Genomic DNA, 11,922 nt, shown 5'->3' on the forward strand with positions numbered 1-11,922 from the left:
TTTTCTTCGGAATAAATTCTTGATTTTCTAATGCGGGATAACCCCAGCTAATACATATAGTTCAGCGCCAAAAGCGCTTCCTAATGCATAATCTGGGGTAAATGGCATTGTATTTGTCTGGATTTTGTAGATTGTAACAAACAAACGCTACCACATGAAAAGAACACTGACCATGGCCATAGGCACAATGATGTTCCTGGGCCTGACCATAAATGCACATGCACAAAGCCCGGGTGCACCCGGTACTCCGGTTGATAAAAAACTTGAAAAGCAACAAGGCAACAAACCTGTAAAAAAGCAGGCGGACCAGAAACCTCAGTCCACGCCTAACACACCTAAAAAAGAAGAACCGGCACCCACTTCACCACAAGACAACAAACCGGCCCCTCAAAACCCGAATGACAAAAAAGGAAATCCACCCGCACCGGTGAGCCCGGAAAAGAAAATGGGTGGCCATGATCATGATCATAAAGGAATGCAGGGACACCATGAAGGTCATCCGCATGGAAAAGATAAAATGCATGGCCCACCCGATTGGGCGCCGGCACATGGTTATCGTCGCCGCTTTGTATACTTCCCCAAACAAGAGGTCTACTACGATAACGAAAAGAAAGTGTATGTTCAGAAAGATCCTGCGAAGCCCAATACATGGAAGGAGATAGAGGAAGTACCGGAGAAAATGAAGAACATCGACCTTAAGAAAGAGGTGAAAGTGGAGGTTGAAGAAGAAGTCAACAAAATAGATGAGATCCACCAGGATATTAAAAAGAAGTACCCGGTGACCTACAAACCTTCATCCACCGCACCGGGTAATGAATAACCCTGATTCCCCACCTGTAGGGACAGTCCGGAAGCGTGTTGCTTTCGGACTGTTTATTTTTGCAGCGATTGTTAAGTAAATGGACAAACTCAAAATAGCCCGGCTGGAAAAAAACGGCGGCCCGGAAATCTTTCGCAGCATTCAGGGAGAAGGTCCCCATGCGGGACAGGAGCGCACCTTTGTCCGCCTTTCATTATGCAACCTGCATTGCGTATGGTGTGATACACCTTACACATGGAACTGGCAGCAGACCAACTTCAGACATGATGACGATGAAAAATTCCGGCGTGAAGAGCAGATCATCGAGTTATCTCCTGAGGAAGTGGCGGAAATCATCAGGGAACTCGGGTGTAATAAAATTGTGATCACCGGAGGAGAACCCATGCTTCAACAGGCTGTTCTTGTACCTTTCATGGCATTGCTGCGTGACGTTGATCCGGACTGTTTTTTTGAAGTGGAGACCAACGGCACCATTCTGCCGGAACCTGCCTTTGATACCCTGGTAAACCACTACAATGTGTCACCGAAGATGACCGGTGCGGGGATGACGGAAAAGCAACGCATCAGACCGGAAGTATTGAATGTGTTTTCTACATCACCAAAAGCCATATTCAAATTTGTGGTAAGAGATGAAGAGGACCTCAGGGAAGTGGAGCGTTTTACCGCGCGCTTCATAACTGATCCTTCTGATGTTTTTCTGATGGCGAAGGGAAGGACTGTAGAGCAACTGGATATGATGGAACCTCGCGTACAACAATGGGCTGAAGATCGCAAATGGGGATTCTCTCCACGCCTGCATGTGCGAATGTTCGGAGACAAACGCGGGGTTTAGCTTCCTTACACCCTGACAGGGTTCTGAACCCTGTCAGGGTGTAAGGAGGAATGTGAATTCCGGCGCGAAATTTGTAAATTGACGTGCATTGATCTGACATAAGAACCCAAATTCTCCCAAATGAAACACCTTTCCGCCTCCCTGGTCGTGCTTATGCTTGGGGTTACAACCATCGCCTCCGCCCAGCTGAATTTCAGCGAACACATCGCTCCGATCATCTATGAGAATTGTACTTCATGCCATCGCCCCGGCAACATCGGTCCGTTTCCGTTGCAGACATATGACGATGTGGATGCCTATTCATCACTTATCAGAGTGGCCCTGGAAACCGGGATCATGCCTCCCTGGCCGCCGGATACAAGCTTCCAGCGTTATGCCCATGAACGCCTTCTGACCCAGCAGGAAAAGGATGATATCATCAGTTGGATCGGTAACGGAACACCCCAGGGTGACCCGAACCTGGCGCCACCAATCCCTGTATTTCCGGATGGGTCCGTGTTAGGTACGCCTGACATGCAATTGCAAATTCCGGCATATGCCAGTCAGGCAGGAGCGGACGATGAATACAAGTGTTTCTATCTGGCTACGAATCTTCCCACCGACCGGAAGGTACGTGCGATTGAGATCATACCGGGCAACAGGGCTGTGGTTCATCATGTGCTGGTCTACGCCGGCGATGCGAACAGCGCACCTTCTGACTCTGCCTGTAAAACGCAAGGGTTGAAACTGATGACAGGGTATACACCAGGGGCCGGCCCCACTGTCTTTCCCAATGGTCAGACGGTAAAAATGGGAATGACCCTGGCCGCCAATTCCGTTATCCTGTTGCAGATCCATTACCCTGCCGGAACCATTGGTGAGGTGGATCAGACCGCAGTAAACTTCTTCTTCTACCCGGAAAATGAAACAGGCGTACGCGAGGTGAGTGCCGATGCCATTCTACAGAACTGGACGCTGTTCATTCCTGCAAATACCCAGAAAGATTATACCGCCCAATACCCTGCCGGTACCTCAGTGATTCCGGTAGACTTCTCCGTGTTATCCGTGTTTCCACATATGCACCTTATCGGAGATTATATCGATTCGTATGCTGTAACGGGTCAGAATGATACGGTACCGTTTGCACGCATTCCTCACTGGGATTTTGAATGGCAGGGCTTTTATAATTTCAAGAAGATCGTCAAGCTACCCGCAGGCAGCCAGATGTTTGCCAATGCACACTACAATAACACCACCACCAATCCACATAACCCCAACACGCCACCGAAACTGGTGACAGCTGGTGAGGCAACAACCGACGAAATGTTCCTGGTGTATTTCCACTACCTGCCATATCTTCCTGGAGATGAGAACCTGGACCTGGACTCTCTGTTGAATGTGCCTACGTCGATCAACACCGGTCAAAAGCAGGGTAATGCAGGGCTTTCCGTTTTTCCGAATCCTGCTACCTCGTCTGTTAATATTCAGTTTGAAGTGGCCAAGGAGGGGTCTCAAACCCTGGATGTGGTTAGTGCCAGCGGGCAGGTTATCGTGTCCTGGAACATCACCGGATGGGTTCCTGGCATGCATGAGCTTCGCTGGGATGGCAGGGATTGCTCAGGAAGCAAAGTATCGCCGGGAATATACTTCGTAAGGCACCGTTCACCTGCAGGCCTGCAGACCATACGGCTGGCATGGATGGAATAGGGTGATCGGGTGGATGGAATGCAGGCATTGTGCGCAAAACCATCTCCCATAAAACCCCTTATCCTGATAAAAATCATGCTTTTAAGCCGGGTTTGTGACAAATTCATGACAAAAGAACCGGCACTTCTCTTCATTTTTGTATGGCTGTAGCGCTGACCGAATGAAGAAGTTCAAGATCATTGCATTTACCCACAAAAACCTTCCGCTTGATGAAGTCGGGAAATTTCATTTTTCCGAAGAGGACTGGAAAGACCGTTTCACATCACTGAAGGATTCCCTGAATATTTCCGAGATCATGTATCTGTCCACCTGCAACCGGGTGGAGTTTCTTATCAATTCGGAAGAAGCGGTAGATGATACCCTGCTACATCGCTTCATTTCAGAGCTACAACCTTCCTGGTCATCGGAGCGGATAGAGGCGGTTGCTGCGGGTACCATGGTGTACCGTGAACAGGACGCATTGAAACATATTTTCCAGGTCACCGCTTCCATGGACAGCATGGTGGTAGGTGAAAGAGAGATCATCACACAGGTTAGAAGTGCGTTTGAAAAATGCAGGGACCTGGGTCTCACCGGGGACCTGATACGCCTGGTCATTCAGCATGCTGTCCAAACAGCAAAGCGCATCTTCACTGAGACACACATTGCGGACCGGCCTGTTTCCGTTGTGTCTCTGGCTTATCGTCGTCTTCGTGAGTTTCAGCTGAATGGTTCAACCCGTTTTCTCATCATCGGTGCAGGTCAGACCATTGCCTCCATGGCCAGCTATCTGAATAAACATGGTTACGAACATTTCTCCGTGTTCAACCGCAGCAAAGAAAATGCGGAGAAGCTTGCCGCATCATTGAACGGCAAGGCATATTCACTCAGCGAACTTCAGGACTTCAAGGAAGGTTTCGACGTCATGATCACATGTACCGGCGCTACAGAACCCATCGTTACCGAGAATGTTTATCGCGATCTCCTGGGAGACGACGAACATCAGAAAGTCATCATCGATCTGGCCATTCCGCATGACGTGGATCCTGCCATCAATACGCGTTTTAATACCAAGTTCATCCAGGTCAATCACCTGAAAGCCGTAGCCGCAGAAAACCTTGCGGAAAGAGAAAAGGAAGTGGCCAATGGCAACCTCATCATCGATCATGAGACGGATGCATTCATGCAGGTACTTCGCAGCCGCCGAGTTGAACTGGCCATGCAGCAAGTTCCTGAAAAAGTGAAGGAGATCCGTGAGCACGCGCTGAACAATGTGTTTGCAAGGGACCTGGAAGGCATGGACGACAAGTCCAAAGAAGTCCTTGACCGCATGCTCAGCTACATGGAAAAGAAATACATCAGCGTACCTATGCGGATGGCACGCGATATTATTCTTGGCAATGAGGCATAAACAAGTTTGCCCATTCATAGTCCCCTCCTCGATTGTTGATTTCCTGCAATGAATAAAACATGGATCATAGGATCCAGGGGCAGTGACCTGGCCCTCTGGCAGGCCCGCTTTCTCGAAGAAAAATTAAGGGCGCTCGGTGCCACCTGCACCATTCGCATTATCAAAACACAGGGAGATGCCATTCAGGATCTTCCTTTTGACAAGCTGGAAGGGAAAGGTTTTTTCACCAAAGAAATTGAGGAAGCTTTGCTGGCCGGGGAGATAGACATCGCCGTACATTCTCATAAAGATCTGGAGACATCCGATGTTCCGGGATTGGTGATCGCTGGCGTATCATACCGTGAAGATCCTTCCGAGCTGCTTCTGGTAAGAAAAGAATCCGTTGATCATTCGATGTCTTTGGCCTTGAAGAAAGGCGCCGTGCTTGGCACTTCTTCCGCGCGGAGAAAGAATCAGACCATGCTCTTCCGGGATGACCTGCACATCAAAGACCTCAGAGGCAACGTTCCAACCCGTGTTCAGAAATTACGCGATGGAGATTACGATGCCATCCTGCTGGCACGTGCAGGTGTGGACCGCCTGAAACTGGATCTGGCCGATCTGCATGTGGAAGTGCTGGATGTCAGAAAATTCATTCCTCCTCCGGCACAGGGGGTTTTGGCATTTCAGGTGAGGGAAAACGATGCCGAAGCCAGGGAACTTATCGGCCAACTGAACAATCCAGAAATAGCGCGGATCATCGGTCTCGAGCGTGAAGTTTTACGTTTACTGCAAGGTGGTTGCCAATTGCCTCTCGGGGTGATTTGCAGGAAAGAGGAAGATCGGTATGCTGTTTGGGCATCCCTGGCCAGTCAGCATTGTCACACCCCCCGAAGATACTTCACACAACTGACCGATAGCGAATTGACCGGTGCGAGGATCCTGGAAGGCCTCGTGAAGCCCGTGCCGGCAAAGGTGCTGATCACAAGAGAACTGGCACCGGATTCGGTTTTTGTAAAATTACTTGAATCCGCTGGTGTTGAGATCACCTGCCGGTCGTATATATCCTTCGCTGAAGTTGGCTTCCGGGACGTACCGTCCACGTCCTGGATTTTCTTTTCATCGAAAAATGCTGTCCGTTTTTTCCTTGGAAAAGCGGGTAATCCGCATGGAGCAAAGATTGGTGCCATTGGTGCAGCCACCGCAGCGGCCATCAGAAAAGCGGGCTTTGATGTGGCGTTCACTGGTGAGGGAAACGATACCATGAAGATCGGGAAGGGCTTTGCAGAACGGGTCGGGCATGGAACCGTGTTGTTTCCTGTCTCGGATATCAGCCTTCGCAATGTTCAACAATGTTTCCCGGAAGAGCAGGTAAAGGATCTGGTCACCTATCGTACGCTGGCCAGAAATACGACGCCCTTGCCAGACGCGGATGCGCTCGTCTTTACCAGTCCATCGAATGTCAAGGCATACTTGAAACAACATCAGGTTCATCCGGACCAGAAAGTGATCGCCATGGGAAAGACCACCGCCGGTGTATTGGAAGATGCCGGTGTGTCGGGCGTCATACTTCCGTGGGGGCCGGAGGAAGTGGCACTGGCAGATGCTGTTTTGAGTTAAAAGAGAAAATCATGCAAACACAACGTCCTCGCAGACTAAGAAAGAGTGCGGCCATTCGTTCACTGGTGGCAGAAACCCGGTTGTCCCGGGAAGCATTGATCTATCCCTACTTTGTAATTCCGGGCATCGGAAAAAAGGATGCCATTAACGCCATGCCGGGTATTAGCAGATTCAGTAAGGATATGCTGTTAACGGATGTGGAGGAAGGTCTCCGGTTGGGACTGAATAAGATCATTCTCTTCGGAGTGGGAGAAGAAAAGACAGAAGATGCATCCTCATCTTATGCAAAAGGTAGCGTGGTGGCAGATGCCGTACGCCTTCTGAAAAAATCCTTCGGTAAGGATCTGGTCGTGATCACCGATGTATGTCTTTGTGCTTATACCACCCATGGTCATTGCGGATTGATCGAACATGATCATGTAGTGAATGACGCCTCCGTGGAGGTTCTGGCGAAGATGGCGCGTGCCCACGCAGAAGCCGGTGCAGACATGGTGGCACCCTCAGATATGATGGATGGAAGGGTGGGTCGAATCCGCGCGATGTTGGACAAACATGGACTTGAAGAGACTGGGATCATGTCGTATGCGGTGAAATACGCATCTGCATATTACGGACCCTTTCGTGAAGCCGCAGACTCCGCACCATCATCCGGTGACCGGAAAAGTTATCAGATGGATGTCAGGAACCGGCGTGAAGCATTACGTGAAGCGCAGCTGGATGAAGAAGAAGGTGCGGATATTCTCATGGTCAAACCTGCACTCGCATTTCTGGATATCATCCGGGATGTTCGTGAGAACACGGACCTGCCTGTTGCCTGCTATAACGTGTCCGGAGAATATGCCATGGTAAAGGCCACTGCCGCTGCCGGCCTGGTGGATGAACGCCAGATCGTTACTGAGAACATGACCGCCTTTCATAGGGCCGGTGCGGATATCATCCTTACCTATCACGCCAGGGATATCGCTGCGAACAATTGGTTCTGATCCGGTTTTTTGTGGCCGGGGTTTTTCGCTAAATTTCACGCCACGGAATGAATCAGGTCAAACATATTCCCGAAAAGGACAGACTTCTTCTTATTGCATTCCTGTGTTCCGGGTTTGCGGCCCTGGGCTATGAGTTGATGTGGACACGCTTACTCGCATTGGCTTTGGGCAATGAAAGCATGGGAGTGTCCGGTGTTCTCATGGGCTTTTTCGGTGGCATGGCACTTGGTGCCTGGCTTGTCAATAAACGAATCAGCCAGTCACCAAGCCCGGTCAGGTTGTTTGCCATCCTGGAATCGGTGATCATCGTTTATGCATGTATCAGTCCGTTTCTTTTTAAAGCCGTTGCTAAATGGTTGCCTGTTCTGCTGGGGCCTGTAGCAGGGAACAATCACTCCATTGTCGCATTGATCATCACTGTGCTTTTTTCAGGCCTGATGCTGTTACCTGCCACTGCATGCATGGGCGCAACACTCGTCGCACTCACCGAGGCACGCAAAAGAATCGTGGGTTTACAGCAGGGTCGGGGCCTTGCACGTCTGTATGCTGCGAATACATTGGGTGCTGCATTGGGCATCGTGGTGACCGTTTATCTTTTTCTACCTGCAGTGGGGTTTGTTGTCACGGCCATTTTGCTCGCATCGGCAAGCGCGATTTCTGTTCTGCTTGCTTTGATATGGGAGAAGAAATTTACCATTGAACAGTTTACCGTTCCGGAAAGTGATGTGAAAAAAACATCTGCCAGATCAGGCAGAAAAGATTATGTACTCGCATGTCTGCTTGGTCTGGCCGGCATTGGAGTAGAGATTGCAGCCATGCATCTGATGGCGCAGGTATTGGAAAATACGATCTACACCTTCGCGAATATCTTAACCGTTTACCTGGCCGGAACTTTTACGGGTGCATGGTATTACCAGCGCAAGGCACGGGGTAATGGAGATGTGAACAAGGTTGCTGGTAAATATTTTCTGATGCTGATGCTGGCTGTTGCCTGGTGTGCGGTGATGATGCGTGTGGCGGATGGTCTTACAGATTATGCACGTGGAAACGGCATGGTCATGGCATGGATATGTGAATGGAGTTACGCAGCACTGGCATTGTTTCCCGTAACGATATTCATGGGCTTTACCTTTTCCTGGGTGATCGGTCAATTCGAGCAGGCGGACCTGGGAAAAGCCTATGCATTGAATACGGTGGGAGGAAGTCTTGCATCCATCATCTTCGGCGTACTAGGTGCACCGTTGCTGGGATTCTGGTATACACTGTATCTGGCCATGGCTGTCTATGCGGTGGTTCATGCGAAGTGGTTCGGATTATCGGGGAAGAAATGGGTAGCTCCTCTGATATGTGCGGTATTCTGGGTCATTGGTCCGCACCGTCCGTTATTCGAACCGGAAGATCAGTGGAAGGTTCTTTTTCAGAAAGACGGGCATTACGGTACCGTTGTAGTTTCGGAACGACCCGATTCGAGGACCATGGATGGTGTTCCGGAACGCCGTCTGCAGGTAAACCGTCACTTTCGCATGGGAGGAGGCGCATCCTACGCTGAAAAAAGAATGGGACACTTTTCAATGCTGCTCGCGCCTGAAGCAAAAGAAGTACTCTTTCTGGGCATCGGAACCGGAGCTACCCTGGGAGCCGTTGTCCAATACCCAGTCGCTTCGGTGGATGCCGTGGAGTTGGTGCCTGAGGTGACCGAAGCGTTGGAATGGTTTGATGCGCCATCCAATAATGTGCGCAATGATCACCGGGTACATATCCTCGCAGCCGACGCCCGACGCTATGTGGCAGCACAGAAAGAATCGTACGATCTGATTGTGGCCGATCTGTTCCATCCGGGAAGGGATGGTGCGGGTAACCTGTTCTCCCTCGAACATTTTCAAACACTAAGAAAGCATTTGAATCCAGATGGCGTGGCGATCCAGTGGGTTCCTTTACACCAGTTCGACACCGATAATCTCAAGGTACTAATCCGCACGTTTCTTTCTGTGTTTGAAGATGCACATGCATTCCTTGCGCTTTACAATCCGGAAACACCCCTGTTGGGATTGGTTGGATTTAACGGTCGTCACACATTTCCGGACCACGCAACGCTGGATAAAAACCTGTCGCCGGAACTGCCCGGAGGAAGAGCGATCAGAAACGCCCGCGACTTCTGGGCTGCATACATGGGCAATGCAGGCATGCTGACTGCATTTGCCGGAGAGGGACCGCTCAACACCGACCTTAAGCCATACATTCTGTTTCACGCACCCGATCTGGTGTACAAACATGGGGAAATTACCACGGCAAGTGTGACGGCGCTTATGAAATTCCGGACGATCTTCACGAGGGAGATGGTGGGCGATTCGGTATTGTATGGTCAATCGGCTGCCACCTTTGCGGCAGCACAGTATTTTATGGACGGACAAATTCAAAGCATTCTGGACGGTACATATTCCATCAGTCATGCGTCACTACCTTATTTTCTGAAATCGTACCAGGCTGACCCGGACTTTGCTCCGGCTGTGGGAAAATTAATGCAGTTCGGACAGGAAGGATCGGGGCAGGCAGAGGCCATTCTTCCCTATCTTCAGGAGAAGGAAAGAAGACGGTTGCTTAATTCCCGGAATTAGGAAGGGGAGTATTCCGGTCACCTCTGATCGTCATCTGATCCACCCGGAGTTCCGTTTTTCCGGCATTCCAGATGTACACCTTCAGTATGTCTGAAGTGTGCCAACCGGGCGGGATGGTCATGGTCACAAAAGGATGTATCCACCCGATGGGGTCCGATCGGAATTGACGTACCTGCTTTCCCAGGATATAGGTGTCGGCGTTGGTCCCATCCTTTTTCCAAAGTGAAATGGTTAAATGGGCATCGCCGTTTGGTGGCGGCATCCAAACATCCGCATTGACATAGATCTGATCACCCGGTTGTAAAGGATCCATTGGCATTTCATAGGTAATGCCGAATTCCTCCCCGTCAGCAAAACGGTACATGGGCCCGGCTTTTCCTAAAAGGGAATCAACCACATGGTCTTGCGGATAGTTCCAACCGGGATTATCTGTAAGGCCTGTACCGAAGTCCAGTCTGGTATCCAGCAGCCATTCACTTTCCGAACGGTCGCCGGCTTCCTGCGAATAGAGTTCCACCCCGGCACCCAGAAAATACGTTGCCTTTTGCCGGTAAGGAAAGTAGTTTCTCACGGTGGTATTGATCTCTATGGGTTGCCATCCCATCACCCAGGTATTCAGCACCATTTTTTTATCTGTAACCTGCATCAGGCTATCAAGCTGACCGATGTCCAGGTCATGGGAATTATACATTTCCGGAAAAACATCCCACTGGTTGAGGTAGAATTGCAGATACTTCACGTGATGTACATTGGCAAGGACCAGGGTCTGATCAGTGCCTGTTTCATCAACTATTTCTTTGATCTGCCTTGCGACACCTTTAAACTCTCCCTGGGTTTTCTGATAGTCATAAATTGAAAACCCTAACATGGTAGAGCATAGCACCAGCACTGAAAAGGTAAGAGCCACCGGTTTTACATACCACACAAACCGATCCCCTGCAAATGAGAACATGAGAAGAAGAAAGAACGGAAATGAAAACAGCAGGGCCCGGGGCTGTAGGATGGGGTTCACCTGGATGGAATACAGGTATCCGAAAGCGGCAGGTACAAATGCCCACAGCAAGAGCGCCATGCGAAACCGCTTCAGATCCTTGTCATGCCCCACGCGGAAAAACGCTATGACAAATGCCAGTGTGATGATGATAAGCATCCAGGACTGGTTCATCACATCCCAGAGAAAGTCCTTAAAAAAGGAAGGCTGCGGTGGTCCGAGCCATCCCTCCTCTCCTCCTATTCCCCCGATATGGAGGTGCAGAAAGGTAAGCGATAAGTGAGGCAGAAAGACCAAAGCAGCCAGCACCCACGGGATGCAATAATATACCAACGCACGTTTCCGAAGGAATAAAAGACCGCTTGCCCCAGCTATCGCTGCTGATAAACCGGCAAAATAATGACTGTAAAGACACCCTGCTGCAGCGATCATCATCAACGCATAGACATGCCATTTCCGTTCACCCAGAAGAACAATGCGGCACCAGAACCAGGCCAGCATCATCACAAACATCAAACCGATGGCGTAAGGGCGGGCATACTGGCTGTACTGAACCGGAAAGGCCAGAAAGGCGAGAAGTGCGGTAACCGCAAAAGCAGTATGTTCTGAAAGAAAGCGGCGCGCTATCAGGGAGAAAAAAACAACAGCCAGGGTTCCGGCGATGGCGAAGGGCAAACGTACGATCCATTCATCATATCCGAAGGCATGGAGCCAATAGTAAATGAAAACCTGGACACCGGCCGGATGTACGTCGGTAAGGATCCCATGGGTAAACAAGCTGTTAAGATCATTGAAATCTGCCCGTGTAATAGCGCTCAGTTCATCATTGATGAAAGAGAAATCCCCCAGGTGGATGAGACGCACAACGGCGGCAGCAATCCAGAGGATCCATATGGGAAGGGAGCGTTTCAGCACGAACTCATTTGTATTTACATGAGTCCAAAATTACAGAAACCATATAAACCAGATTGACAGTTTTTTATGTGTAATTTGGTGATGTATGATT

General features: G+C 50.0%; 8 protein-coding genes. 7 read left to right on the forward strand and 1 reads right to left on the reverse strand.

Annotated features, from left to right (window positions below):
• The first annotated feature begins 154 nt into the window (after positions 1 to 154).
• From KDD36_01105 to KDD36_01135, 7 genes are all read left to right on the forward strand, one after another.
• Positions 155 to 820: a hypothetical protein gene (locus KDD36_01105; GenBank protein ID MCB0395217.1), complete on the forward strand. Its 666-nt coding sequence runs from the start codon at positions 155 to 157 to the stop codon at positions 818 to 820.
• A 79-nt stretch (positions 821 to 899) separates the two neighbouring features.
• Positions 900 to 1,652: a radical SAM protein gene (locus KDD36_01110; GenBank protein ID MCB0395218.1), complete on the forward strand. Its 753-nt coding sequence runs from the start codon at positions 900 to 902 to the stop codon at positions 1,650 to 1,652.
• Between the two features lie 120 nt (positions 1,653 to 1,772).
• Entirely contained in the window at positions 1,773 to 3,338 is a 1,566-nt protein-coding gene (locus tag KDD36_01115; GenBank protein ID MCB0395219.1) for a T9SS type A sorting domain-containing protein, read from the forward strand.
• A 160-nt stretch (positions 3,339 to 3,498) separates the two neighbouring features.
• Positions 3,499 to 4,728, forward strand: coding sequence for a glutamyl-tRNA reductase (gene hemA, locus KDD36_01120; protein ID MCB0395220.1), 1,230 nt, complete (start codon positions 3,499 to 3,501; stop codon positions 4,726 to 4,728).
• A gap of 48 nt (positions 4,729 to 4,776) precedes the next feature.
• Complete coding sequence (gene hemC, locus KDD36_01125; GenBank protein ID MCB0395221.1) at positions 4,777 to 6,327, forward strand: hydroxymethylbilane synthase; 1,551 nt, start codon at positions 4,777 to 4,779, stop codon at positions 6,325 to 6,327.
• A gap of 11 nt (positions 6,328 to 6,338) precedes the next feature.
• Positions 6,339 to 7,310, forward strand: a complete 972-nt coding sequence (hemB, locus tag KDD36_01130; GenBank protein MCB0395222.1) for a porphobilinogen synthase — start codon at positions 6,339 to 6,341, stop codon at positions 7,308 to 7,310.
• A 47-nt stretch (positions 7,311 to 7,357) separates the two neighbouring features.
• Positions 7,358 to 9,925 carry a hypothetical protein gene (locus KDD36_01135; GenBank protein MCB0395223.1) on the forward strand — a complete coding sequence of 856 codons (2,568 nt, stop codon included), beginning with the start codon at positions 7,358 to 7,360 and terminating at the stop codon, positions 9,923 to 9,925.
• On the opposite strand, the gene KDD36_01140 is transcribed toward KDD36_01135, so the two are convergent.
• A complete protein-coding gene (locus KDD36_01140) occupies positions 9,909 to 11,831 on the reverse strand; it encodes a glycosyltransferase family 39 protein (GenBank protein ID MCB0395224.1) in 1,923 nt (640 codons plus the stop codon). The two genes, KDD36_01135 and KDD36_01140, sit on opposite strands and share 17 nt — an antisense overlap.
• Positions 11,832 to 11,922 lie beyond the last annotated feature (91 nt).

This window comes from Flavobacteriales bacterium (genome assembly GCA_020435415.1).
Taxonomy (GTDB): Bacteria; Bacteroidota; Bacteroidia; order JACJYZ01; family JACJYZ01; genus JACJYZ01.

Excerpts from the sequence above, each read along its gene's own strand:
- KDD36_01110 (MCB0395218.1), top strand. The coding sequence starts at position 900 with ATGGACAAACTCAAAATAGCCCGGCTGGAAAAAAACGGCGGCCCGGAA.
- hemC (MCB0395221.1), top strand. The coding sequence starts at position 4,777 with ATGAATAAAACATGGATCATAGGATCCAGGGGCAGTGACCTGGCCCTC.
- KDD36_01105 (MCB0395217.1), top strand. The coding sequence starts at position 155 with ATGAAAAGAACACTGACCATGGCCATAGGCACAATGATGTTCCTGGGC.
- hemB (MCB0395222.1), top strand. The coding sequence starts at position 6,339 with ATGCAAACACAACGTCCTCGCAGACTAAGAAAGAGTGCGGCCATTCGT.
- KDD36_01115 (MCB0395219.1), top strand. The coding sequence starts at position 1,773 with ATGAAACACCTTTCCGCCTCCCTGGTCGTGCTTATGCTTGGGGTTACA.
- hemA (MCB0395220.1), top strand. The coding sequence starts at position 3,499 with ATGAAGAAGTTCAAGATCATTGCATTTACCCACAAAAACCTTCCGCTT.
- KDD36_01135 (MCB0395223.1), top strand. The coding sequence starts at position 7,358 with ATGAATCAGGTCAAACATATTCCCGAAAAGGACAGACTTCTTCTTATT.